Origin of the sequence: Citrobacter sp. ABFQG, from assembly GCF_004322975.1 — a bacterium.
Lineage (GTDB): Bacteria > Pseudomonadota > Gammaproteobacteria > Enterobacterales > Enterobacteriaceae > Citrobacter > Citrobacter freundii.
The window spans coordinates 2,926,848-2,952,665 of the sequence record NZ_CP036435.1 but is presented as its reverse complement, the minus strand read 5'-3'; the positions used below and the strand labels follow the sequence as shown (position 1 = coordinate 2,952,665).

Below are 25,818 nucleotides of genomic sequence, written 5' to 3'. Positions count from 1 at the left end.
TCACAGGTATGCATATTATTTATTTCTCGGTCTACTTGGTAGTTACAGTATGATGTTATCCGCCGAACCTTTACTATTTGATGACGGAAGATTAAAAAACCGTGGACTGGATGCTGGTCTGAGTCATTATTTTTCTCACGCCGCACGTTTTTCACCAGGCGAATATCCTGTTAGTTGGGTGATTAACGGGCGCAATAAACGTCAGCTTATGACGCGATTTAATGCGCAGGGCGAACCCTGTATAACCCCTGAAACATCCCGAAATCTCGGACTTGCGTATGAGTTTAATCAAGGATGTCTGGATTATCAGACGCTTTATCCCGCAGCACAGTTAACGGCAGACCCGTATAAAAATCAGATTAGTATTACAGTTCCGACATCTGCGCTGACGCCAGAAAGCATCTTATTACGGAAGGATATTATTCAGGGAGGCACATCGGGGCTGCTTAATTATAATCTGCAGTCGTCAACCACAGTTCAGTCCGGAAAGCACGAAACTTATCAACTGGGACTATTTGAATCAGGACTGAATCTGAATGACTGGCTGCTTCGCAGTCGTCATACGGTATCGTACAGTGACGGAACACGTCGTTCTCAGCGACTATATACTTATGTCCAGAAGACGTTTCAGTCGCTACAACAGACCTTTCAGGCAGGAGAGATATACGCTCGTCAGACGCTACTCGCCATTCCTGGATTAACGGGGCTTCAACTGTTTCCTGATAGTGCACTGCGTCCTGCTCGTAGCGGCGTTTCTGTTCAGGGAATAGCGCGTTCCGCGCAGGCTCGTGTTGAGGTTTATCAAAACGGACAGTTAATCGAGGCAACACAGGTTCCTGAAGGACCGTTTTCATTAGATAACATTTCCATGCTCAGCACGCAGTTTCCGCTGGATGTGAAAGTGACGGAACAGGATGGTCAGTTAACAACGTTTTCAGTACCTGTCACGGCCTTACAAACTCCGGCCGACGCTCCCCTTTATGGTTCTGTGGCACTCGGTAAAGTGCGCGAGACAGTTGCCAGCGATGAATCGGCCCCCTGGCTCATTACCGGAAGTCAGGGAATGCGGATTTCCCGACAGGCAACGCTAAGCGGTAGCGCTCTGGCCTCAGCACAGTATCAATCCGCGGCGGCATCCCTGAGTTTTATTCCGATACCGGCATGGTCACTGTCGCTGCAAACCACGATGGCACAGGAACAGTACACGCATCATGCGGGCAGCAAGGAAAGCCTCAGTCTCCGCTACCAGCTTAACCCTTCCGCCAGTATTCAGGCGGCCTGGACCACAACATCTGCGGGATTTCGTGAGCTCAGCGACGCTGTAAATCATACGACTTCCACAGCGAACAGTTACTACAATGTGGGAGGTAACTGGGCTCATGAACATTTAGGTCTGTTTTCGCTGAGTTACTCGACCTCCTCCGCGCGTGACCATGCCGCCACACCGAAATCATGGTATGCCTCATGGTCAAAAAACTGGCGCTGGGCTGGACATGGTCAGATTAACCTTTCGGCCACATGGCAACGTGTTTCTGGCTCCCGGACGAGTACGCAACGTGACGATGATGTTTTTTATATCCGACTTGGGCTGCCTCTGGGACACGATCGCGTAAATCTGTCCCTTCGTCGACAGGGCTCCCGGACTTATAACGATGTTCAGACCAGCGGACAATGGGACGATATGTCATATTCGCTATCGGCAGGACGGGACTGGCAAAATGCCCAAAATACCATCAGCGGCAGTTTTGGGCAGAATTTGCATTATGCCCAGATGAGTGGGTATGCCAGCCAGACCGCCAATTATTGGGGGTATGGCGGTTCGCTAAGCGGTGGGATTTCCGTTAATCAGGAAGGGATACTTTTTTCACCTTATGCGATTCAGGAATCATACGGCGCGCTTTCATTAAATTCTCCGCTTTCCGGGATCAAAGTATCTACCCCGCAGGGCCCCGTCTGGACTGATTATCGCGGCAAAGCGCTGGTTCCCGGCTTAACACCGTGGCAGCCCTCTCGTCTCAATATTGATGTTAAAACGTTGCCCAGACATGTCGACTTAACCAATGGTGCCGCGGAGCTTACCGTTTCGCGAGGAGCCGTCGCATTCACACAATTCAGGGTATCAGACACCCGCAGGGTACTCATGACAGTCAGACGTATTGACGGAAAGCTTCTGTCTAAAGGAAAAGGGATCGTAGACAGCGATGGGCAGTACGTGACGAATTCTCTGGAAAAAGGCCTGGTTTTCTTTAGCAACCTGCAGCCCGGTGAGTCGTTCTTTGTGGGGGATGACAACGGTAGCCCCATGTGCCAGCTACAGTATTCCCTGCCCCCAACACCACCTCAGGATGGTTTATATGAAGAGTTAACGGGAGTATGCGAATGATTCGTTTAATATCATTATGTTGCGGCATCTATTTTATTGTCAGTCCGGTCGTTCAAGCGCAGTGCAATATTATTGCCAGCCAGTTGCGCCACGAATACGGCAAAGTCCGGTTTCAGGATACTGAGCCCACCGGGCAGGTACAATGGCAGCAGTTGCCCGCCCGTCAGGTACAGGTACAGGTGCGGTGTGATGTTCCTCAACCCATACATATCCGGTTTGATGACAATGACCGTCGAGGACTCGACTTCAGTTTCGGTGAGGAGGGACGGGCAACGGTGATGTTCAGTGAAGCGTTTGTCGATAATAAGAGCAGCCAGTTCGTTGTTCACCACGAGCTTAATAAATCGTCTGAATCACGGTCGCAGACCCCTATTGCTGTTCTCAACGGAGACACAGTTGAGCTCCAGCAGCATCATCAGCCCGTGAACGGGATGTCGGCCACTTTCCTGCTTACGGTTATTCCCCGTGTACAGGCCCGCAGCTTTCAGGTTTCAGATCAGCAGGCGTCAACATTGTCATTACGTATGACCGTACCAGAGAGAGAATAACTCGATGATTTCATTTTGGTTCAAGGAAATTTTTCAGCGTGTTATATACCACCAGTCAAGTGTTACAGGAAAGATGCGCCTGATTTCGCTTATTAAAAGCCGGATACATCGGTGGCTTTGTTGTGCCGGGGGGATATTTTGCCTGTTGATTACGAAGGCGTATGCGGAAAATACGGTGGATGTGAGCTTTTCAGCTGAAATGATCCCGGCGGCATGCCGGGTATCGCTGGATAATGGCGGCACTGTGGATTACGGTACGCTGAGTCTCTCATCGATCCGTTCTTCATCTCCCTATCTGTTGACGCCACGTGTTATCGGCTTGCATATACAGTGCGAGAGCCTGCGACAGGTGGCATGGATGGTCAATGATGAAAAAGCGGAAACCCGGGTCCGTAACCTGATAATTGACTCTCACGATGATAAGACATCTGGTCGGCATTCATCTGACACCCTCTTTGGACTGGGTGTTACCTCAGGTCAAAAACCGATTGGTGGTTACCTGATAACCGCATTAGCCGGGGAGAGCGCCGTGGAAGGCGATATCGCGTCATGGGGGTATCAGACGGGGGAACAAGAACGGAGCATGTGGCAATCAGCCGGGACAGCACTAACACTGATTTCAGGCATCATGAGACTGACTCCGGTGGATGCGAAAAATAATCCCGTGGCAATTCGTCAGTTGACAATCCCCCTCAGGATCTCTGCCGCCATTGCCTCCGATGGCCTGAGCTTACAGGATGAGACTGAGTTACAGGGCGAGGCCACAATCAGCCTGATTTATTTGTAATATTGGGACAAGAATAGTATCCCGCAACACATGTCTGTTGACTTATTTTGTAAAAAGACTACTTTTCAGGACATGAAGAAGATACTCATCATTGTTCCCGATGGCGGCATGCTGTTTGAATCCGCCGGTATTGCCGACATCATGATGCAGGCCAACCGCCTGCATCCCAAAAGCGCTACGGAAACCTGTTATCAGGTTCAGTTAGCCACAACGCAACCACATCAGGTGATCCATGGTCAGTCCGGCCTGAACCTACTGGCAGATCATCGCCTGCATGAGATAGATCCTCGCGAACCTCTCGATACCATCATTATCACCGGCAGAGGTCAAAATCCGCAGGAAGGAATTGCTGTGGTTGACTGGCTGCGCCTTGCCGCTCCCCACGCCCGCCGCATTGCATCCATTTGCGGCGGTGCGATGCTGCTGGCACAAACCGGGCTGCTGGACGGCAGACGAGCCACCACCCACTGGAAACTACTTGAAACCATGCAGGCAGAATTCCCTCAGGTGCGCGTCGAAAGCGGTCCGCTTTATATTCAGGACGAACACATCTGGACATCGGGTGGCGTGAGCTCCGGCTTTGATCTAACGCTAGCGCTGGTTGAAGAGGATTATGGTTTCAGTCTGGCGCGCGACGTCGCTCAAGACTTCGTCATGTACCTGCGCCGTCCTGGGGGCCAGCTGCAGTTTAGCCGCTACAACCTTCAGCATACCAGTACTCTGGGCCCGATTAACGATCTGCTGGTCTGGCTGCTTGAGAACCTCACCGCCGACCTCAGCGTGGATAAACTGGCGGAAAAAGTCGCCATGAGTCCACGTAACTTCACCCGCGTGTTTACCCGGGAAACAGGAGCTTCACCGGCGCGCTATGTAGCTGAAGCTCGTCTGGCCGCCGCCCGGCAGCGTCTGGAGCAGACCAACGAGACGCTGGAGCGTATTGCCGAACAAACGGGATTCGGCAGCAGCATCAACCTGCGACGACTATTCGAAAAACAGCTTCACCTGACCCCGGGCGAATATCGCCAGCGTTTTCATTGTCGTAAAATGGCCTAAAGTGATCCTTTTTTGTCGTTTACGCCAAGCAGTGATCGGCCTAAATTTATGCCAGAGACAACAGATAAGGAGTTGATCATGGTAAAGGTCGGTATTAACGGTTTTGGCCGTATCGGACGTAACGTACTGCGTGCTGCACTGGGTAACTCGGATATTCAGATTGTGGCAATCAACGATCTGACTGACAGTAAAACATTGGCGCACCTGCTGAAATACGATTCGCTGCTGGGTAAACTCGATGCCGACGTCGCCGCCAGTGAGGGGCAACTGGTCGTTAACGGTAATTCCATTACTGTTTTTAGCGAACGCGACCCAGCCAAAATCCCCTGGCGTCAACGTGAAGTCGATATTGTCATTGAAGCAACCGGCTTCTTCACTGAACGAGACAAGGCGGCAGTACATATCCACAGCGGTGGCGCAAAGCGCGTAATTATCTCTGCTCCAGGTAAAAACGATGATTTAACCATCGTGATGGGCGTTAACGATCATCTCTACTCGGCGGATAAACACTTTGTCGTCAGCAACGGTAGCTGCACCACCAACGGTCTGGCACCTGCCGCGCAGGTTTTGCACCAACATTTCGGTATTAAGCATGGTCTGATGAACACCACCCATGCCTACACCAACAGCCAGGCGCTGCACGACCAACCGGAAAAAGATCTTCGTGGCGCCCGCGCCGCTGCATTGTCGATAGTGCCCTACTCAAGCGGTGCTGCAAAGGCGCTTGGCAAAGTCATCCCTGAGCTGGATGGTCGCTTAACCGGTTATTCGCTGCGCGTACCAGTTCCGGTAGTGTCAATTGTCGACCTGACCGTCACGCTTGAGCGGGATGTAACGGAAGAAGAAGTCAATAATGCATTTCGTAACGCCGCCGCGACGGGGCCGCTGAAAGGGATCCTGGGCTATAGCGATGAACCGCTCGTTTCAAGCGACTACCAGGGTGACCCGCGTTCATCCATTATCGACGGCCTGTCAACGTTGGTAATTGGTGGCAATATGGTCAAAATTCTCGCCTGGTACGATAACGAATGGGGATTCTCCAATCGGCTCGTCGACCTGGCGCTGTTAATGGCAAAAAACGAGCGCTAACTCCTGCTTCCCACGCCCTCTTAAAATCCACGCCTGGCGTGGATTTTTTAACTCTGCCACGGCAGATTAAATGTGAGTTTGATGGCGGAGCAATTCCTCTCAACTTAGTCATTTTATTAATCTTACGGTTGCTACCATAATAAAAAGTCACTAAGCGAAGCCTATAACCCGCAGGCAATATGAGTAATGTGAACTTAATTGAGGATTCCGGTATGACCACCTTTCATCAACTTACTGCCACCAGTCTCAATGGCCAACCCATCTCGATGGCCGATTACGCTGGCAAACTGGTGCTGGTGGTTAATACCGCCAGTCATTGTGGATTCACGCCACAATAGCAGGCCTCAAAGTGCTCTATAAGAAGTACGCCGCACAGGGTCTGGCGGTGCTGGGTTTCACCTGCAACCAGTTCGGTAAACAGGAACCTGGTGGAGCCGATGAAATCGCACAAACCTGTCACATCAACTACGGTGTGAGCTTCCCGATGTTTGAGAAAGTGGACGTCAACGGCGCTGGGACGCATCCGGTGTTTCGTTTCCTGAAAGATGAATTACCCGGCGTGCTGGGTGGATCAAGTGGAACTTCACTAAATTCCTGATCGGGCGCGACGGTAAGCCGCTTAAGCGTTTTGCCCCCTACACGACTCAAGAGAAAATAGAAGCCACGATCCTTGCAACGCTAAAAGACTGAGTGCTCATGTCATTCAAACCGTTCCCATTATGCCCCTGCCTGCTGCCTGAATAAAAAACACGCTGCAAAATCAACAAAATATAATCAACTTGCTTAATTACTCTGCAATCGCGTGAGATCAGGAAGAAAAATGCCATTTCCCTCTTGCCTCATTCGGTCTGTGCCGCTAATATTCGTCCCCGTTGTCACCTACAACGTTGCGTTCATAGCTCAGTTGGTTAGAGCACCACCTTGACATGGTGGGGGTCGTTGGTTCGAGTCCAATTGAACGCACCATCTTGCGTCCGTAGCTCAGTTGGTTAGAGCACCACCTTGACATGGTGGGGGTCGGTGGTTCGAGTCCACTCGGACGCACCAAATCATCTCTTCGATTTGGTGCTATTTCCCCTCAAAACTATCGTTTATCTTCAGTTTTATCATTTCCTACGTTGCTACAATAGCAATGCGTTAAATCATTCTAAATTCCATGCTCAACGCGTATCATTCATCTTCTTCGTATAATGTCTTTCGTCAGAGCCCGGATACCATGCCCTCTTCCATTCTCCTGTTCGCCGCGGGCAGTTTACGCCCAGCATTTACCCCGCTGATAAGCCAGTTCACGCGCATGAGTGGAATAGACGTCAAGATTGAATATGGTCCGGCCGGTTTACTGCGCGAGCGTATTGAAACGGGTGAACCGTGTGCGCTCTTTGCCTCCGCCAACCGGGAACATCCGCAAAACCTGCTGGTACGTAATAAAGCCGTCTCAACGCACACCTTTTGCTGGAACAAACTGAGCCTTGTCAGCAACCGAATCGGAACCTGGCTGGATTTACTCCGCGACCCAACGCTGCGACCAGGGACATCAACGCCCGGCTGCGACCCTTCCGGAGACTATACCTGGGCATTTTTCGACAATATGGATGTACTGGAACCAGGACTCGGGCAGCAACTTCGGGCGCGCGCTATCCCACTGGTTGGTGGCCGTGATACGATAAAAATCCCGCAAGGAGAACTGGCGAGCGCCTGGATCCTGCGCCAGGGGCTGGCCGATCTGTTTATCGGTTACGCGCATTACGCACACGCGCTGCACGCGATGACCGACGTACATTACGTGGCTATTCCGGACGAGCACAATATTTGCTGCGAATACCAACTGGCGGTGCTTGATGCATCCAAAGAAGTCATGGCGCTGGTTGAATTCATACTTTCCCGCAGCGGTCAGGCGTTCCTTACCGCCGCAGGATTCTTACCGCTTAACGCCGAATAGAAAACAACGGTGCGATAAACGGCGTAGGGTGATTCTCCACGCTAAGTTTTCGCAGCGGTAAGCCATAGGCCAGAAACAGATTCTCTTCGGTCACAATGCTGTCCGTTGGCCCTGCCCGCCATTTACCTTCAGGGAGTAGCAGCAAAGTATGGGAAGCAACCTGCAACGCATGAAGCGGATCGTGGGTCGAAAAGAGAATGCTGCATCCCTGTTGATGGGCCAAATCGCTGATGAGCTGGAGCACCACCTGCTGATTGGCGAGATCCAGCGCGGAACACGGTTCATCAAGTAACAACGTTTGACACTCAGTCACCAGAGCCCGGGCAATCATCACTAACTGTTGCTGCCCGCCAGAAAGTGAGCCAAATGAGCTGGAGGCAAGATGCGCAATACTCAACTGCTCTAATGCCTGCATTGCTCTTTGTTGATCCTGCTGGCTGGGTTGCGCAAAAAGCTTCACGTGCTGTGCTCGCCCCATCAGCACCACATCGCTGACCGTATAAGGAAACGGTAGATGGCTATGCTGTGCCACAATTCCTATCCCACCGTTATTTTCAATACTCCCGCCTAAAGCAGGCAGCGTGCCGGTTAGCGTATCAAGCAGCGTACTTTTACCCAGACCGTTACGTCCAAGCACGGCCCAGATATCACCTTTCTGGCAACAGAACGTTAGCGGCTCAAATAGCGGCGCGCGATACCCATAAGAAAGCTGATTTACGCGCAGTGCGGCAGGTATCATGATTTCTCCCGACGGCTGGTACGAATGAGCAAGAAAGCAAACAACGGCGCACCGAACAATGCGGTGATGATCCCCAGCGGTATCTCCGCGTGCATCAGGGTGCGGGCAATATCATCCACGACAATCATAAAACCGCCCCCCAACCAGAAGGCGCACGGCAGTAGACGACGATGATCAACGCCCACCAGCAAACGCGCCAGATGCGGAATAACCAACCCAACCCAGGCAATACTGCCGCTGACCGCCACCTGAGCGGCGACCAAAAATGCGCAGCACACCAAAACGCTGCGTCGCAGAGGAACCACCGCCACCCCCAGTGCTCTGGCATCTTTGTCATTGAGCGATAACAGGTTTATCCGCCAGCGTAGCTGGAACAAAACCGTCGCGGCGATACCGACTGGAACCGCCAATAGCAGTACTTTATGCCAGTTGGCCGTCGCGAAGCTCCCCAGCAGCCAGAACACAATATTAGGTAACGTCTCTTCGGTATCAGCCTGATATTGGATCAGGCTCACCAGCGCGGCAAAAAAACCGCTCAAAATGATACCTGACAGGATCAACACCAGCGTATTCTCCAGCCCCTGTAACGCAGCAATGGCATACACCAGGATCAATGCCGTCAGACCGAAGAAAAACGTTGACCCCATCATCAGCAAGGGCGAAAGACCGAGCAGGATGGCCAGCGTTCCGCCAAAGGCCGCCCCCGACGTCACACCGATAATATGCGGGTCGACCAGCGGATTATGAAATACTCCTTGCAACGTCGCCCCGCATAACCCCAGCGCGCCCCCCGCCAGCAACGCCATCAGAATACGCGGTAATCTGACCGTCCAGATCACCTGGCTGGCTATTCCCTCAGCGTCGCTATAGTGCGTCAGGTGGTAAAACACCTCGCTTAACGACAGCGGATATTGTCCGAGGCATAGCGAACTGACGCCCAGCAACAGGACCACAACGATTAAGAGCGGTTGCTGGGGCAAAAAACGGTTACTTAGCTGCATCAGACTGCCAGTTCACACGATAAAAACGCTGATAGTAATCATGCGCCTGCGCATCAACGTCCACATCTTTATAGGCATCCGGATACAGTTTTTTGGCCATCCACAGTTCACCGATCGCCAACGCCTCCGGCATCGGATAGCCCCAGGCTTTGGCGTATTCAGGCATCAACCAGACACGATGATTTTTCACCGCATCAATCCCCTGCCAGTTCGGATCGTTTTGGATCTGAGTTACCACCTGCGGATAGCGATCCTGGACAAAAATCACCTGCGGGTTCCACGCTAATACCTGCTCCAGCGCAACCTGACGGGCCCCTTTCACACTGGCAGCCGCCACGTTCAATCCCCCCGCGTGCTGCATCATCAGTCCGGTGTACTTCCCGGAGCCGTAAGTCATCAGGTCGGGGTTAGCCATATAAATACGGACTTTTTGCGCATCCGGGATGTTTGCAACCGGCGCATTGAATTTTGCTCGTGCCGCAAAAACGTAGTCGATTAACGTTTCAGCCTGCGGTTTGCGCCCCACGACATCCGCAATCAGGCGAATACCCTGCTTTAACCCTTCGTTGTAGACCTGCTCTTCATTGGCCATAGTCGGGTTCATTTTATTCTGTTGCCCGTCGGCATCTTTGCGCAATGAGATAGCCACGACCGGAATACCGGCGTTCTGAATCTGCTGGATCATCTCCGCGGGCGCATAGTTGGCGACAAACACCACCTGTGGATGAATTGCCAGCAGGCTTTCGATGTTCACGCTGGTGAGATCACCCGGCGTCGGCAATGTAGTAATCGTCGGCATAAAGCGCGCAAATTCAGGCCCGAGCTGTTTTTTCCAGCTCGACATCACGCCAACAATGTCCTGCTGCGCATTGAGCTGGACCAGAATATTCAACGTCTGGTGTTGCAGCACGACCACTTTGTCCACATGGTCAGGAATCGTGACCTGACGACCAAGCTGATCGGTGATCGTACGGTCGGCCTGCGCAGAAAACGCAAACAACATGCTGGCGCATACCAGCACAAAAGAGCGGAAAGTTAACATGGGATACCATCTGAATAGAGGAGTAAAAACGATATGCATTAAATTATATAACGTAATGACTGGCAACCCATTCGCGATAAATACCGCGCTACACACGAGGAAGATCAATTTATGCCGGCAATAATAAAGCCGACGGTGATGACAACCGTCGGCTTTATGTCTTTTCTGCGGTATACGGGACTATTTCGTCGCCGCTTTGATGATCTGAAGCGCTTTGGCGAACTGATCCTGCGGAATCGTCAGCGGGTAAAGGAAACGAATAACGTTGCCATACTGACCGCAGGTCAGCAGCAGCAGTCCTTGCTCAAGGGCTTTCTTCTGCACGCGTTGTGCGGCGGAAGCGTTGGGTTCCCCTGTCGCTGGATCACAGAATTCAGCAGCAATCATAGAACCTAAACCACGCACTTCGGCCAGTTCAGGACACCCTGCTTGCGCATCTGTCAGAGCGGCGCGCAGCTGTTCGCCGAGGGCCGCCGCACGCTGGCACAGCTGTTCATCATGAATAATGTCCAGTACTGCATGGGCCGCCGCGATCGACAGCGGGTTCCCGGCGTAAGTTCCACCCAGACCACCCGGCGCAGGTGCATCCATGATTTCGGCTTTGCCCACGACGCCAGATAGCGGCATACCGCCCGCGAGGCTTTTCGCCATGGTCATCAGGTCCGCTTTATCGGCGTAATGATCCATCGCAAACAGCTGGCCCGTACGGGCAAACCCGCTTTGTACTTCATCGGCGATCATCACGATGCCATGCTCGTCGCAAATACGGCGGATGGCAGCCACAAATTCCGGCGGTGCCACCACGAAGCCCCCTTCGCCCTGGACGGGTTCGAAGATAATCGCCGCAACCTGGGTTGGATCGATATCGGCTTTAAACAGACGCTCAATCGCTTTTAGGGAATCCGCCGTGGAAATACCCTGCAATTCAGAAGGATACGGAGCATGGTAAACAGAGCCAGGGAACGGACCGAAACCTTTTTTATAAGGTGCCACCTTGCCAGTTAACGCCATCGTCATGTAAGTACGACCATGAAAACCACCGCCAAATGCGATAACGCCAGGACGCCCGGTATGTGCGCGCGCAATTTTCACCGCGTTTTCTACCGCTTCAGCCCCGGTGGTGAAGAATGTGGTTTTACGCTTGCCATCGATTGGCGCGACGGCGTTGATTTTCTCAGCCAAAGACACATAGCTTTCGTACGGGACAATCTGATAAGCCGTATGGGTAAAAGCCTGAAGTTGCGCTTCGACTGCCTGCACCAGGCGAGGATGGCGGTGTCCGGTGTTCAGCACAGCAATCCCGGCGGCAAAATCAATGTACTGATTGCCTTCGATATCGGTAATCGTGCTGTTTTCTGCCGACTGGGCATAAAAATCACACATCACACCCACGCCACGCGGGGTGGCATCCAGACGACGTTGTTGCAGGTTTTTATTGTTCATTCTCTACACCTTGTCCATTAATACATTTCGGTTGAATTACCCTTTAAATTTAGACGCCGTCTGGTACTTTAATCGAGAGCCAAATCGTTTTATTTTAAGGATCCAAATGCGTTCACTTGCCGGAGATGTGATCAAGCATGCATTTAGTCAGCAGACTGACGAAAAACTACATCGCCGCCTGTATGCCGCCATTTGTAGTTGCATCCTCGAAGGTAGCCTGAAACCGGCTACCCGAATGCCTCCGTCGCGTGACCTGGCAGGAGAGCTGATGCTATCGCGCAATACCGTCCTGCGGGTTTACGAGCAGTTGCAGGCCGAAGGTTATATTTCTGCGCGTACCAGTAGCGGCACATTTGTCACTGACAGCGTGCTGGACAATCTCAACCTGCGTCCCAATAAAGAACCTGTTGCTGCGGCTCTGGAGGATCACACCCGCTTATCTGCCCGCTGCCTTGAGCTGTTAGGTAATGCCAGCGCCAGTCCCCGTCAGTGGGGCGCGTTTATTCCAGGCGTACCTGATGTAGAGCATTTCCCACACCGGGTGCTCAAAAAAATTCAGGACAGGCTGGCAAGACGATTGCGCCCGGAGTTTCTCACTTACGATGCCGCAGGCGGTGTGAATGAGCTGAAAGAAGCGCTGGCGGACTATCTGCGCACCGCTCGCGGCGTGCGGTGTTCGCCGGAGCAAATTCTGATTACCGAAGGTATTCACCAGGCGCTGGATCTGGTGACCCGAACGTTATGCAACCCGGGCGATCACGCCTGGATTGAGGAGCCGGGCTACTGGGGAATCAAAAATATTCTGCGTATCAATGCGGTAAATTTTTCGGCTATTCCTGTTGATGAACAAGGTATGGTCCCGCCGGATGCAGGCGAAACACCGCCAAAACTGATTTTTGTGACACCGTCACATCAATACCCTCTCGGTTCGGTGATGAGCCTCAGTCGCCGCCGGCAACTTATCTTTCGCGCACGTGAAACGCGAAGTTGGATAGTGGAAGATGATTACGACAGTGAGTTCCGCTTTTCCGGCCAGCCGATCCCCTCTTTGCAGGGGCTGGAAGAAGAGACACCGGTCATCTACATCGGGACATTCAGTAAAACACTCTATCCCGCACTGCGACTCGGGTATGTCGTGCTACCTAAATCGTTAGCCGCTCCGCTGAAAAAGGTTCATAACGACCTCTATCGTGGTGGACATCTGTTGATTCAGGCCGCGCTGGCGGAGTTTATTCGCGAGGGTTATTACGCAGCGCACATTCGGAAAATGCGCCAACTATACAGTCGTCGTCGCCAGATGCTGGTAGAGCTTATCAGCCGCCAGCTTGGTGAACATTATCTTGGTTCCTTCAGCAGCAACGCCGGGCTGCATATGATCTTACAGTTACCCGCAGGGAGCGATGACGCGGTCATTGCCCAACAAGCGAATGCGCAAGGGTTGTTGGTGCGCCCGTTATCACGCTATTACGTGAATGAAGAGAAACGCAGCGGCCTGTTGCTGGGGTTTGCAAGTATTGAAGAGCATGAAATGTCGGCGGCGTTTACCCGACTCGCGGATATTTTCAGGGTAAACACCGTGTAAGCACTGCCGGATGGTGGTGCAAGCACCTTATCCGGCATACTGTTTAATGTGATGCTTTTTTAATCCCAGCCAGATCTTCATGGCTTACTTCGCCATTCCCTTCACCCCAGGTCTTACGCACGTAATTAATCACGTCGCGCATTTCGTTGTCACTTAACATGCCTCCGTAAGCGGGCATCTTGAAGGAGACGCTGCCACGCGTTGTCGGTGTTTCTGCGCCGTGGGCAATCACTCTGAACAGCGGCGTCGGGTCATCAACCATGACCAGCGGATTGTTGACCAAAGAAGGTGCGTTATCATCCGTACCTTTCCCTTCCAGACCGTGACAAGTTGAACAGTAACGGTTATAGGTCACTTTGCCCGCCTCTGGTGAATTCGACCAGGATGCTGTAGTCGCAGCAGCACGCACCGTTTCAGGCTTCGCGCTTTTCAGACTCAGCAGATATTGGGCGATCGCCGTGGCATCTTCGTCGGTCAGATACTGTGTACTCTGCGTGACGACTTCAGCCATCGAACCTGAAACCGCAGCATGCTTGCTCTTACCGGTCAGCAACAGCGATTTTAACGCCTGCTCAGACATTCCGCTGCCCCGCAGCGAAGGTGCATACCAGCCGTCAATCATCGCTCCGCTCAGGTACTCGGCATCTGCATGAGTATAGGCTTTTTCATTCATCGCCATGCCTCTCGGTGTATGGCAAGAACCGCAGTGCCCGGGACCTTCCACCAGATAAGCGCCCCGTTTTATCAGGGCTGCGTTTTCATCTGGTTTCGCGCTATCTACTGTCGTCGCTGGCGCGTCGGTAAACAGCCAGTTCCAGATATGCAGTGGCCAGCGGGCGGAGAGTAGCCACGGAATGGCATTCTCTTTATTGGGTTGCGCAGACGGTGTGACATCATGCATAAAATAGCGATACAGCGCCTGAACATCCTCGTCAGAAAGTTTTGCATAAGAGGGATAAGGCATGGCCGGATAGAGCGGATGACCGTCTTTGGCAATTCCCTGGCGTACCGCCTTTTCAAAATCCTCGTATGAGTAATTACCAATACCCTGTGCCTTGTCTGGGGTTATGTTGGTCGAATAAATATCCCCCACCGGAGTAGGAAACTTTTTGCCCCCCGCCATCGCCGCACCACCTTCAGCGGTATGACAGGCGACGCAGTCTGAAATTCGCGCGATGTATTCACCGTTAGATTCAGCAGCGCTTACCGAAGCGGTAAATAAACAGGCGGCGAGAATGGTTACGTTACGCATAGATCACCCCATATCCTTGAGTTCATTAACCGCACGCCATGCCTGATCGATTGCTGTGTGGGCATAAGCACTCCAGTCAGAATCTGAGTTAGCGATGGCAATGCGACCGACTGGCTGACGCGCCCGCTCGATAATTTCTGGCATTTTATCCATATCATCGAACAGTGAATTGGCGTAGTACGCATAGCCATGCGCCCAGCGGTTAACGGTAATGGCGGAGATATCGCGTTGATTATCAAAGCCTGTTGAGCCAAACATCTCCTGCAACTGGGAGCGAATCATCTCCTCATGCGCCGCAAAAGTGGTCCCCAGCAAATAGGCTCGTCCCAGGCGGAACTGCTCTCTGGCCGATAGGTTACTGCCCGGGTAGGTCGGCACATAGACCATGTGAATGACCATCGGATCGTCCGGGGAGGCCGGATGCTGATACCCACCAATACTGACCGGATAGTCGAGCTTAACCCGGCTGTAAGGTGCCGCTGGAGAATAAAATTCATGTACGCCAAGCTGTTTGAACGCCTGCCAGTTTTTTACCACCACGTTGGTGTACACCAGCGGAGCCTTGACGTTCAGTTTGAGATCCGCCTGCTGCTGTTCCGGCATCTCAGGCACCAGATACGGGATCATCATGTTATAGCCTGCCATGATGGTGTTCTTACCGCGCACACGGTGCATTTTACCGTCACGCAGGTAGGTCACCACAACGCCATCCTGCACGTTGGCCGCATTAATCACTGTACTGTTCAGGCGCAGGCGCGTGGTGTTTTCTGGTAGATCCAGCTTTTCATAATGCAATCTGGCGAGAACAGAGTCTTCCATCGTGTTACCCGGTAGCGCATCCGGCAGCATATACCTGACTAACAGTCGGGCCAGACCGGCGTTACCGTCCGGGAAATGGTAAACATACGGCTCTTCGAGGTCGGCCAGCGACTCTCCGTCCAACGGCGGTAACCCCATCCCTTCCATGCCGGGTAAGGCGCACGCCCTGGCATCGCTGCAGGAGATGCCTTCAATGCCGATGGCAAAGAAGTCATTGGAACGCTGCTGAAAATAGAGCAGCGCCATTTTGCTCAAACCCACTTTTGTTGCTAAAAATTCACTGTAGCTGTGGGTATCCAGCCATTCCATTTTCTCATCGACCGTCATCCCCGGAAGGTAATCGCCAGGGCGTACATGCAGGTCGATCAGCGATTTTCTGTCGTTCTCACCTAGCGGAAAATCATTGATAAAGTCTTCAATTTTACGGCCATTGAGCCTGTCCGGCGGAATATCATCAGATACCGCGCGGCCCGGATCGCCGCTGACGATTTTTGTTACGCCAAAATTCTTCTTGTCGAAAAAAACCCCGCGACTGAGCTGCCAGTCGGGGTAGAAGTTTACGTCAAAACTCTCTTTTAACCGCGTGACGCTGACGCCCACGGTTTCCATCAGTTTTTGTACTTCAGGGCTGAAATTATGCGCGGGTGACTGGAATGCTTCGCTGCCGCCATAACCGAGTAATTTCTTGCCCGAGCTGGTAAATTCATTACGTTTGGCGTGTCCGCCAAAATCGTCATGGTTATCGAGGATCAGGATCCGGCTATTTTGCCCGGCAACTTGACGCCAAAAACAACCGGCAGCTAACCCGCTAATCCCGCCCCCAACAATCACCAGATCGTACTCTTCCTCAACGGGCAGAGCGTTTAAATCAAAATGCTTCTGCTCGCGGCCTAGCGCATGCGCCATTTCAAATGATCCAGGATGATTACCCCGCAGCCCTGTCAGCGCAGGAGGATAATAATTTCCATCTATAAATGCGTTTCCCTTTCCTGTCGCCCTGACCCACTCCAGCGGGGTAAGTCCCGCCGCAATAGTCACCGCGACGCCGTTGAGAAAATCACGTCTGGTAATTGCCATTAACTTTTTTCCTTATTGCTACACACTGCCTTTAATACGACAAAAATAAGAGAAATACCCCTTCTTATTTATAAAGGGGTACAACCGACTACTTCACTGGCTTTAACTCTTCATCCAGTTTTTTAGAATCATAATAATCACCCTGCCAGGTGATTTTTCCTGCTTTAACATGAATATAGCTTACGCCTTCAAATTTGATCGGATTATTTGTCGGCGGACTCCCTGCCCATTCACCACTATTTTTGCCTGAAAATTCCCAACGAAAGGCCACGGTATCTTCGTCATAAACGGGTTTTCCAACCATTTTCCAGCTAAGATCTGGAACTGCCTTAATAAAAGCGCCGATAACCTCTTTTTCCGCTTTTTCTCTACCGTTTACCGGTTCACCCGCGGCGGCATCATAATAAACCGCATCATCCGCAAGATATTGAGCGGCTCGTGAAGCATCATGCGCATTCCACGCCGCCATATATTCTTTTACGGTATTCAGCGATGTACTTTCTGCAAGGCTATAGCCAGAGAGCATCACTAATGAAAGAACCGCAATTTTTACTGTTTTCATCGTAATCCTCTCTATTCAGAAATGTCACACATGATATGTTTCACCCGAGTATATTCTTCGAGTGAATAGGATGAGAGATCTTTGCCATAACCCGATTTTTTGAACCCGCCGTGCGGCATTTCGGCACACAGAGGAATGTGATTGTTAATCCACACCGTGCCAAAATCGAGGTCAATGCTGAAGCGCTGCGCGCGACCATGGTTACTGGTCCAGACGCTGGCGGCAAGACCATACTCCACATCATTCGCTTTGTGTAGTGCCTCTTCGTCAGTAGAAAACGACTGAATGGTCATTACCGGACCAAATACTTCATGCTGAATAGCTTCATCATTTTGATGCAATCCGGAGACAATCGTCGGCTCAAAATAGAAGCCCGGACCTGGCCCGGCGCGCCCACCGGTTTCAATTTTTGCATGTGCCGGTAAACGCTCAATAAAACCTTTTACCTGCTCCAGTTGATTCCGGCTATTCAATGCGCCGTACAGCGCATTCTGATCTTCTGGCGGCCCAAATTTGATACTTTTTGTTTTCTGGATCAGTTTTTCCAGAAACTCAGCATAGATGGATTGCTCTACCAGGATCCGTGTAGCCGCTGTGCAATCCTGCCCGGCATTAAAAAAGCCTGCCGTAGTGATTGTCGCTATCGCCTTGTCCATATCCGCATCGGCGAACACGACTGCAGGCGCTTTTCCACCCAATTCCAGGTGTGCTCTGGTCAGGTTTGCCGCCGCCGAAGCCGCAACCTGCAAACCCGCGCGGACCGAACCGGTAATCGAAACCAGTGAAGCCTTCGGATTTGAAACCACCAGCGAACCGGTGCTGGCTTTGCCCAACACGACGTTAAACGCCCCCCTCGGAAACAAAGGTGCGGCCAGTTCAGCCAACAGCAGCGTACTAACTGGTGTGGTGTCGCTTGGCTTTAACACGACCGTGTTGCCTGCCGCCAGCGCTGGTGCAATCTTCCACACCGCCATCATGAACGGGTAGTTCCACGGCGTAACTTGCCCAACGATACCCAGCGGTTCACGACGGATGGTCGATGTAAACCCGGCGGAATATTCTCCGGCCGCCTTCCCTTCAAGACAGCGCGCCGCGCCAGCAAAAAAGCGGATGGCATCGCAGGATGCCGCAATCTCCTCTTTCTCAATAAAATGGCGAAGCTGACCGGTTTCCTGACTCTGCGCGGTTACCAGCCACTCAACGTTGCGTTCAATCTCATCGGCCAGCAGCAATAACGCCTTTTGCCGCTGTGCTGGCGTCGATTTTCTCCAGATGCTAAACGCCGCTTCCGCTGCTGAGTAGGCTTGCTCTACCTCCGCCTCGTTAGCGTTGGGAGAAATTGCGTATGTTTCACCGTCAACCGGACTCACCAGTTCGAAGCTATCTTCGCTGCTGCCTGCTACATAGTGCCCATTAATAAAATGCTTCAGGGTTTTCATGCTTGTCTCCTGCCAATTAATACATAAAGAATCTTATGTAATATATATATTGTAAAATTTTTTCAAATGCGCAACATTGACACTATGATAAGCCTCGCATTTTTAACTTAATTTTCACATTTGTAAGGTAAGGCTTTTCATTGCCAGCTGACGCGTTATGCTCAGCTCATCATGAGGTTATCGGGACACACATCCGCTTGTGCAGTGACGTTGCGCCCAGGCATGTAAAATAACTCGGCCATTCTTACCTTCCTTGCCCGACGGGCATGTGTTAAAAATGGTCGTTGTTTCAGGGAATTGAGTACAGAAAAGATTATGATTACTCACGCGGTCATATTTGCGCCTATCGGGCAGGTCAGTCGTTCAGACCAGATAGTCCAGCGCCTTTCAAATGCCATTATCACGGGGTTGCTGGAGCCAAAAGAACAGCTTCCCAACGAAACTGATTTGGCAAAAATGATGGGTGTCTCACATATCACTATCAGAGAAGCGCTAAACACGCTTCGGGCTAATAATCTTATCCATACGGTTCGTGGTCGTAATGGCGGGAGCTTCGTTTGCGAAAATATCGATGGCAAAAATAGCGCCCTGCACCCGTTCAAAGCGATCAGTACGGATTATCTGTCTGATCTGGGTGAAATGCATTGTGCCATTATTAGCCATAGCGCGAGGCTGGCTTCCCGACGGATGACCGGTGCGGATATCGCCAAATTTCGCGAGTTTGTCGAGATACTCAGAAAGGCAAACTCACCTGAGCTGATGACCCAGGCCGATATGCGTTGTCTGCTGGCGATTGCCGCCAGTTCGCATTCAGCGCGACTGGCCAATCAGGAGCTGCAAGTTCAGGCTGAATGGGCATCACTTGTGGCGATACTTTATCGCACAGACAGTATTCATGCGGAAATTATCGCGCTTTATTCAGCGCTGGCCGATGCACTGGCTGCTCACAACGAGGCAGAGTCAGTACAGTTTGCTACACGGATCATCGACACGTTTACCTACTACCTTATTGAAAAAAAGCTGAAATATAACTCGAACTGACAATCAGTGAAGGCAGGACAGACAATGAGCTCTTCGACATCCCTAAGCGCATTAATCCGTAAAATTGATGACATAACTGTTTCTACCGTAGATTCTACCGTTGCGCTAGCGAGGAGCATCCATGAGGCGATTTCAGGGGTACAAAAGGCCTCAGCCGAGGTCGTTCTCGACCCATCAGTAAGATCCACCGTTCAACAGCACATCAAGCGCACGCTCAGTGACAACCATTACTGTTCAGGAGCGGGATTCGCCAGCCATATTGAGAGCACCGCAAACACAAAAGAGTACTGGTTGCTGGAGTGGTGGTATAAGAAAGATAATGGTTTGAGCCAGGCGCATCTGGATTTGGATCAGGCCACGCAACAACGACTGGATTTCAGAACCTTTGAGTGGTTTAAGCATTCTCCTCCGGCTGGCAAAGCCTATATCCACGGTCCCTACGTCGACTATATTTGCAATATCTCCTATACCCTAACGTCAGCCGTCCCGGTCTACTACAACGACCAGTTTCTCGGTGTTGCCGCGGTCGATTTGCTGGTCAGTCAGATAGAAGCCGAACTGCTCTCCTGCGCTCATCCTGATTATGTGATTCTGACCAATCTGGAAAACAGGATCATTTTCTCCAGTTGGCCACGTTTTCGCGTGGGTGAATTGCTGTCACCTGCAAATAGTACCGTGGTGTATCAGAGCGACTACTTTATCCTTTATCACTATCAAAACTAAGGGCCCGAAGGCCCTTAGTTTTTAGTTATCCTGCCCCATATTGAGCTTACTGGCATACGCAATGGCGTCGTTTTCCGGCGCCGCTGAACGACCAAACGGACGGGTCAGGAACATATAAATAAGTCCTGAGCCAACGACAATCGCCAGGCCGAACAGGACCGTCCAACGGTCAATGAAGTCGCTGCTGTCTGCCGGTTGCGCCAGTAACCAGATCCCGCACAATCCGTAAGCTAACGCCAGCACATTCACGATTACGCCCCAACCGCCAATGGTCCACTCCCCCGCCGGTTTCCAGCCTTTCAGGCGCTGACGCAGCGCGGCCAGCACAACCATCTGGAACGAGATGTAAATCCCGATAACAGCAAACGCGGTGATACGCGACAGGTTATCTGGCTGGAAATAAACCCAAACACAGATGATCACTGGCAGTAGGCAACTGACGACCATGGCATTATCCGGAACACCATTTTTAGAGATTTTGGCCATCCATTCACTTCCCGGCAGCATTCTGTCGCGGGAGAAAGAAAAGATAAGACGGCTTAACGCAGCCTGGAGAGACAAACTGCACGACAACATGGCGATAATCGCGACGACGATAAAGACAGTCGCGCCGGTTTCACCCAGAGCTTCATTAAGGATTGCCGGGATCGGATCGGACGTTTTGCCATTCACGATGCTGACCAGATTCGGTGAAGCCAACAGATAACCCATAACAGAAATAATGGCGGAAATCGCGCCGAATACGATGCTTAAAATCATCGCCACTGGGATCTTTTTACTGGGATTCTGCACCTCTTCCGCAACGTTACCGCAGGCCTCAAAGCCAAAGAACATAAACAGTCCCATCAGCGCAGCAGACATAAATGCGGTGGAATAGCTGCCGTCATGAGCCAGCACACCCATCGAGTCAAAAATTACAGAGAACGGCTGCGAACGGTGGAAAATCAGCAGATAAATCCCCAGCGCGATCACGCTGACAATTTCACACCAGAAACCAATTTTCGCCACCCGGGCCAGATTTTTAGTCCCGGACAAATTAACCGCCATCATCAACAGCAGCAGCAGAACGGAAGTCACCAACATCGTGGCTGGAGTCTGACCATAATGGAAGAGTGATTCAACAAACGTTGATGTATATTCCGCGATCGACGTAATGGTGACCACCAGTGCCCACAGGTAGATCCAGGCGGCGATCCACGCATATTTCTTGCCCCACAACCTTCTGGCCCAAGGGTAAAGCCCGCCGGTTATCGGATACTGGGAAGCGACCTCACCAAACACCAGCGCCACCAAAAGTTGCCCACATGCGACGATTAAAATCCACCATACTGCAGGCGGCCCCGCCAGCGTTACGGCCAGCGCAAACAGCGAGTAGACGGCGGTAAGCGGCGACAGGTAGGTAAAACCCAACGCAAAGTTTGAAATTAAACCGATCGATCTATTGAACTGTTCTTTGCCATCTTTTTGAAAATTATGGTTTTTCTTATCAGGTGTCTGTTCCATATAGCTTTCTCTTTTGTGGAATAGTCGCAGGGTTGAACAATTAATGTATAAAAAATATTAAGTTATATGTATAGTGATTTTGTCGCAGATTTGTTAAAAATGATCGCGCATCACGTTAATGAAAAAGTGGGAATAAAACGGTAGAGAGAGCGAGAATTTTGCGGTATTTACAACCAACAATTCTTTAGCAATTGCGAACCGTGGGCCACTTTGGCGGATAAATACGCACAGCGGATTGCGTTCGATGCTAAGTAGCAAGAATCGCTGCTGTTAAGCAACATTTTTGCAATATAATAACGTGATGTTAAACGCTGAACCTGAGCAGGTGAATGATGGAAATTGATCTCGATAATCTGGTCTTTGATGGACTAGAAGAAGCGCAAGAGCGTAACGCTGAACGTCTGGAAGATGCAGACAAGAAAGCGCAAGAAATTATTGCTGATAATGATTGCGGTGACGCCTGCAAAATCTGATTTCCGAACCGGCGCAATGCCGGTTTTTTTTTACCTCCTGGCTATGCCCTCTCGCCTGGCTACATATCGCATTGCGTTTACCCATTGTTAACACCTTTTTCACTAATAACATTTTGTAAATAGATAAGAATTTTTTCTTATTTTGTCCTGAACCTGAGTTATGGGAGCGTAAAAAGCACAAACCAAAAAAAACGACAGGGACTTACAAAATGATGGTAACAAAAACTCACAGCGCGAAAAAAACACTGCTGGCACTCGGCATCCTGCTGGCATCAGGCATTAGCGTCTCACTGGCTCAGGCCGACCAACTGGCCGATATCAAAGCCGCAGGCGTAGTAAAAGTCGCAACATTTGACGCGAACCCGCCGTTTGGCTCCATCGATGCCAAAACGCATAAGATTGTCGGCTACGACATCGATTTTGCCGAAGCGCTGGCTAAATCTCTTGGTGTAAAACTGGAACTGGTGGCGACCAATCCGGCAAACCGAATTCCGTTATTACAATCTGGTAAAGCCGATTTAATCGTTGCGGATATCACGATCACGCCTGAGCGGTCGCAGGTAATAGATTTCTCCGTCCCCTATTTTGTTACCGGCCAGCAGTTCCTTGTGCCAGCAAAATCTCCGGATAAGCTCGATCAATACAGCAAAGCACGCATCGGCGCGGTAAAAGGCACTACTGGTGAACAGGCACTGCATCAGCGCTTCCCGCAGTCGCGCGTACTGGCCTATGACGATATCCCGCTGGCGTTAACCGCACTGCGCAACGGCAATGTTCAGGCCATCACCCAGGACAGTACGATTCTGGCCGGTTTATTAGGCGGTGCGCCGGATAAAGCAGATTTCAAAATTCTACCGGACCTGCTGAGCAAAGAAGAGATTGGGGTGGGGGTGAAAAAAGGTGAGCCAGCGTTGTTAAAAGCCGTCAACGATGAACTTTTGAAGCTGGAATCTACCGGGCAGGCGGCCAAAATTTATGATGTCTGGTTTGGTCCTGAAACCAAAAGTCCACAAGCCCGCGCCTTTAAAATAGAAGCCAAATAATATGCTCTCAGCCCTTTTTCATCGATCCGCAGCTTCGGCTGCGGATTTTACCCATTTGCGTCAGGCGAGCGTCGAACTACGCAATGTGGTTAAAGAGTATGGCGCTCAAACTGTACTTAACGGCGTCAACCTGGCAGTTGAGCCCGGTGAAGTGGTGACCATTCTGGGGCCTTCCGGCTCTGGAAAGTCCACTCTTATACGTCTTATCAACCAGTTGGAGTCGCTCAGCGATGGCGAAATCTTCATTGATGGTAAACCGATTAGCCAGTTGCGCGGGGCGGCATTACGCCAGCTACGCAGCCGTATCGGTTTCGTATTTCAGCAATTCAATCTCTATTCGCATCTGACTGCGCTGCAAAACATCGCGCTGGCGCTGGAATATGTTCACGGCTGGAATAAGACGGAAGCGGATCGCCGGGCACTTGAGTTGCTGGAAAAGGTGGGACTGGCGGAAAAAGCCAATGCCTATGCCGCACAGTTGTCCGGTGGACAGCAGCAGCGCGTGGCCATCGCCCGCGCGCTGGCTTCATCACCGCAAATTATTCTGTTTGATGAACCCACCTCCGCGCTGGATCCTGAAATGATCGGCGAGGTATTGCAGGTGATGAAAAATCTCGCCCACAGCGGTATCACCATGATCGTCGTGACCCACGAAATGCATTTCGCCCGCGAGATTGCCGATCGTGTGGTTTTCATCGATGGTGGCGATATTCTTGAAGTGGCCCCGCCGGAGGATTTTTTCGTCCAACCACAGCACCCGAGAACCCAGCGTTTCCTGAAAAAAGTGCTCGACCCGTTACACCAGGAGTCATCATCATAATGCATGCAATGGACTGGCAGGGAGTGCTGAGCGGGCAACCCCTGCAATGGATAATTTCTGGTTTTCTTACCACGCTTTGGGTGACGCTGGCAGGTATCGTGCTCGCCACGCTCATTGCCATCTCACTGCTCAGCCTGCGACTGACGGGCAATCGTCTCGCTAAAACGATGGTCGGGGTGTGGGTCTCGGTGTTTCGCAATACACCTTTACTGGTGCAACTGATGTTCTGGTATTTTGCCGCATGGAACTGGCTTCCCCGTGACGTCATTAGCTTCATCAATGCTGATCATCCATGGTCAATTCTGCCGGGTGATGTCTGGTGGTTAACACCGGAGTTTATCTGTTCAGCATGGGGACTGGGCGTATTTACCTCAGCATTTTTGGTCGAAGAGATCGCCTCAGGTTTACAGGCAGTTTCTGCCGGACAACGCGAGGCTGCCGTGGCGCAGGGGTTTTCATCCTGGGCGATATTTCGTCACATTCTACTGCCTCAGGGACTGGCAAACGCCTGGCAACCCATTGTTGGGCAATATCTCAACCTGATGAAGCTTTCCTCGCTTGCCAGCGGTATTGGATTTGCTGAGCTCACCTACCAGGTACGGCAAATTGAGAGCTACAACGCGCACGCGCTGGAAGCCTTTGCCGTTGGCACCGCACTCTATCTGTTTACCGGCATCGTGCTGGGTATGTTGCTTACGCGTCTTGGCCCGCGGCCGGCGGCGGGTAAATCGTCAAAGGTAAGAATGCGCATCTTCAGCGTCAGGAGCATACTGCATGATCGCTAATATTTCGGTCATTACCGACAATCTTGACTATCTCCTGTGGGGACGTGTAGCTGAGGGGCAACCCGGCGGTGTACTGCTCACTTTGCTGATGGCTATCGGTGCGGCTTTGCTGGCGCTGCCTGGCGGGATCGTTCTTGCCTGCTGCGCCTGGCGATTTCCTGGCGCGGTTCGCAACGGGTTGTTTATCTGGGCGGAATTTATTCGCGGCATTCCGCTCATCTTTGTGATTTTCTGGATGTGGTATTTGCTACCCATGCTGACCGGAAGCGATCTACCCGGTGCCGTTACCGTGACGCTGGCGCTGGCATGGTTCACCACCGCTTCGGTGATGCACTCGGTGTATGCTGGAATTAGCGCACTGCCTGGTGGGCAATATGAAGCGGCAGTCGTTCAGGGGTTTCGCCGGGATCAGGCCCTGTGGCTTATCTTGCTGCCGCAGGTGCTGCGTAACGTACTGCCGTCGTTGACGGGGATTTTCATTGGGCTACTGAAGGACACGTCACTGGCATTTATCGTTAACGTACCGGAACTCACGACGGTTGCCGGTCAGGTTAACAGCCGGGTGCAAATCTACCCGACAGCCATTTTTATCTTTACCGGACTGGTCTATTACCTGCTGTGCTTTAGCCTGGAGAAAATCACCCAGCGCCGCTTCGCACTAAAATGACCTCTCGG

The 25,818-nt window shown here is 51.6% G+C and carries 23 protein-coding genes, 2 tRNA genes and 1 pseudogene; 17 read left to right on the top strand and 9 right to left on the bottom strand.

All coding sequences use genetic code 11. The features are described from left to right. Nucleotides 1-49 precede the first annotated feature (49 nt). The 9 genes and pseudogenes from WN16_RS14495 to WN16_RS14450 all read left to right on the top strand — a co-directional run bounded on the left by WN16_RS14495 (nt 50) and on the right by WN16_RS14450 (nt 7,799). Complete coding sequence (locus WN16_RS14495) at nt 50-2,383, top strand: fimbrial biogenesis usher protein (protein WP_127676421.1); 2,334 nt, start codon at nt 50-52, stop codon at nt 2,381-2,383. After that, complete coding sequence (locus WN16_RS14490) at nt 2,380-2,931, top strand: hypothetical protein (RefSeq protein WP_044699932.1); 552 nt, start codon at nt 2,380-2,382, stop codon at nt 2,929-2,931. Before WN16_RS14495 ends, WN16_RS14490 begins: the two co-directional genes overlap by 4 nt. 4 nt (nt 2,932-2,935) lie before the next feature. Further along, nucleotides 2,936-3,718, top strand: coding sequence for a DUF1120 domain-containing protein (locus tag WN16_RS14485; protein ID WP_032941311.1), 783 nt, complete (start codon nt 2,936-2,938; stop codon nt 3,716-3,718). A gap of 72 nt (nt 3,719-3,790) precedes the next feature. Continuing rightward, entirely contained in the window at nt 3,791-4,771 is a 981-nt protein-coding gene (locus tag WN16_RS14480; protein ID WP_003029273.1) for a helix-turn-helix domain-containing protein, read from the top strand. Between the two features lie 78 nt (nt 4,772-4,849). Beyond that, a complete protein-coding gene (gene gap, locus WN16_RS14475) occupies nt 4,850-5,860 on the top strand; it encodes a type I glyceraldehyde-3-phosphate dehydrogenase (protein WP_016150174.1) in 1,011 nt (336 codons plus the stop codon). Nucleotides 5,861-6,072: 212 nt separating this feature from the next. Continuing rightward, nucleotides 6,073-6,550, top strand: a pseudogene (locus WN16_RS14470) (glutathione peroxidase). A gap of 199 nt (nt 6,551-6,749) precedes the next feature. Then, nucleotides 6,750-6,826, top strand: a tRNA-Val gene (locus WN16_RS14460). A gap of 4 nt (nt 6,827-6,830) precedes the next feature. Next, nucleotides 6,831-6,907 (top strand) — tRNA-Val (locus tag WN16_RS14455). Nucleotides 6,908-7,076: 169 nt separating this feature from the next. Then, the gene (locus tag WN16_RS14450) at nt 7,077-7,799 is read left to right on the top strand and encodes a substrate-binding domain-containing protein (RefSeq protein ID WP_044699935.1); all 723 of its coding nucleotides are present in this window, start codon (nt 7,077-7,079) and stop codon (nt 7,797-7,799) included. Here the strand turns inward: WN16_RS14450 and WN16_RS14445 are convergent. The 4 genes from WN16_RS14445 to puuE all read right to left on the bottom strand — a co-directional run bounded on the left by WN16_RS14445 (nt 7,786) and on the right by puuE (nt 12,024). Next, nucleotides 7,786-8,538, bottom strand: coding sequence for an ABC transporter ATP-binding protein (locus WN16_RS14445; protein ID WP_003836510.1), 753 nt, complete (start codon nt 8,536-8,538; stop codon nt 7,786-7,788). The genes WN16_RS14450 and WN16_RS14445 overlap by 14 nt on opposite strands. After that, nucleotides 8,535-9,539, bottom strand: a complete 1,005-nt coding sequence (locus WN16_RS14440) for an iron ABC transporter permease (RefSeq protein WP_003029283.1) — start codon at nt 9,537-9,539, stop codon at nt 8,535-8,537. The genes WN16_RS14445 and WN16_RS14440 overlap by 4 nt, the downstream gene beginning before the upstream one ends. Further along, nucleotides 9,526-10,581, bottom strand: coding sequence for an ABC transporter substrate-binding protein (locus WN16_RS14435; protein WP_032935872.1), 1,056 nt, complete (start codon nt 10,579-10,581; stop codon nt 9,526-9,528). Before WN16_RS14435 ends, WN16_RS14440 begins: the two co-directional genes overlap by 14 nt. A gap of 180 nt (nt 10,582-10,761) precedes the next feature. Further along, entirely contained in the window at nt 10,762-12,024 is a 1,263-nt protein-coding gene (puuE, locus tag WN16_RS14430) for a 4-aminobutyrate transaminase (protein WP_032935874.1), read from the bottom strand. A 106-nt stretch (nt 12,025-12,130) separates the two neighbouring features. Between puuE and WN16_RS14425 the strand changes: the two genes are divergently transcribed. Then, complete coding sequence (locus WN16_RS14425; protein WP_044699937.1) at nt 12,131-13,606, top strand: PLP-dependent aminotransferase family protein; 1,476 nt, start codon at nt 12,131-12,133, stop codon at nt 13,604-13,606. Between the two features lie 43 nt (nt 13,607-13,649). Here WN16_RS14425 and WN16_RS14420 read toward each other — a convergent pair whose 3' ends face one another. From WN16_RS14420 to WN16_RS14405, 4 genes are all read right to left on the bottom strand, one after another. Further along, complete coding sequence (locus WN16_RS14420; protein ID WP_044699939.1) at nt 13,650-14,858, bottom strand: cytochrome c; 1,209 nt, start codon at nt 14,856-14,858, stop codon at nt 13,650-13,652. A gap of 3 nt (nt 14,859-14,861) precedes the next feature. Next, nucleotides 14,862-16,754 (bottom strand): FAD/NAD(P)-binding protein, encoded by a 1,893-nt coding sequence (locus WN16_RS14415; protein WP_044699940.1) that lies wholly within the window; start codon nt 16,752-16,754, stop codon nt 14,862-14,864. An 88-nt stretch (nt 16,755-16,842) separates the two neighbouring features. Continuing rightward, entirely contained in the window at nt 16,843-17,316 is a 474-nt protein-coding gene (locus tag WN16_RS14410; protein WP_003843506.1) for an ester cyclase, read from the bottom strand. Between the two features lie 11 nt (nt 17,317-17,327). Continuing rightward, nucleotides 17,328-18,755, bottom strand: coding sequence for a gamma-aminobutyraldehyde dehydrogenase (locus WN16_RS14405; RefSeq protein ID WP_032935879.1), 1,428 nt, complete (start codon nt 18,753-18,755; stop codon nt 17,328-17,330). A 315-nt stretch (nt 18,756-19,070) separates the two neighbouring features. Here WN16_RS14405 and WN16_RS14400 point away from each other — a divergent pair, with 315 nt between their 5' ends. Then, the gene (locus WN16_RS14400) at nt 19,071-19,796 is read left to right on the top strand and encodes a GntR family transcriptional regulator (protein ID WP_044699942.1); all 726 of its coding nucleotides are present in this window, start codon (nt 19,071-19,073) and stop codon (nt 19,794-19,796) included. 24 nt (nt 19,797-19,820) lie between these two features. Next, nucleotides 19,821-20,519: a cache domain-containing protein gene (locus WN16_RS14395; protein ID WP_003029308.1), complete on the top strand. Its 699-nt coding sequence runs from the start codon at nt 19,821-19,823 to the stop codon at nt 20,517-20,519. A gap of 21 nt (nt 20,520-20,540) precedes the next feature. On the opposite strand, the gene WN16_RS14390 is transcribed toward WN16_RS14395, so the two are convergent. Beyond that, a complete protein-coding gene (locus tag WN16_RS14390; protein WP_044699946.1) occupies nt 20,541-22,022 on the bottom strand; it encodes an APC family permease in 1,482 nt (493 codons plus the stop codon). A gap of 332 nt (nt 22,023-22,354) precedes the next feature. On the opposite strand from WN16_RS14390, the gene WN16_RS14385 reads away from it, so the two are divergent. From WN16_RS14385 to WN16_RS14365, 5 genes are all read left to right on the top strand, one after another. Further along, entirely contained in the window at nt 22,355-22,495 is a 141-nt protein-coding gene (locus WN16_RS14385; protein ID WP_003832695.1) for a hypothetical protein, read from the top strand. 209 nt (nt 22,496-22,704) lie between these two features. Then, a complete protein-coding gene (locus tag WN16_RS14380) occupies nt 22,705-23,538 on the top strand; it encodes an ABC transporter substrate-binding protein (RefSeq protein WP_103790814.1) in 834 nt (277 codons plus the stop codon). 1 nt (nt 23,539) lies between these two features. Next, on the top strand, nt 23,540-24,358 hold the full coding sequence (locus WN16_RS14375; protein ID WP_003029322.1) for an amino acid ABC transporter ATP-binding protein: 819 nt from the start codon (nt 23,540-23,542) through the stop codon (nt 24,356-24,358). After that, nucleotides 24,358-25,143, top strand: a complete 786-nt coding sequence (locus WN16_RS14370; protein WP_003029324.1) for an amino acid ABC transporter permease — start codon at nt 24,358-24,360, stop codon at nt 25,141-25,143. Before WN16_RS14375 ends, WN16_RS14370 begins: the two co-directional genes overlap by 1 nt. Further along, the gene (locus WN16_RS14365) at nt 25,133-25,810 is read left to right on the top strand and encodes an amino acid ABC transporter permease (RefSeq protein WP_032935888.1); all 678 of its coding nucleotides are present in this window, start codon (nt 25,133-25,135) and stop codon (nt 25,808-25,810) included. Before WN16_RS14370 ends, WN16_RS14365 begins: the two co-directional genes overlap by 11 nt. Nucleotides 25,811-25,818: the final 8 nt, after the last annotated feature.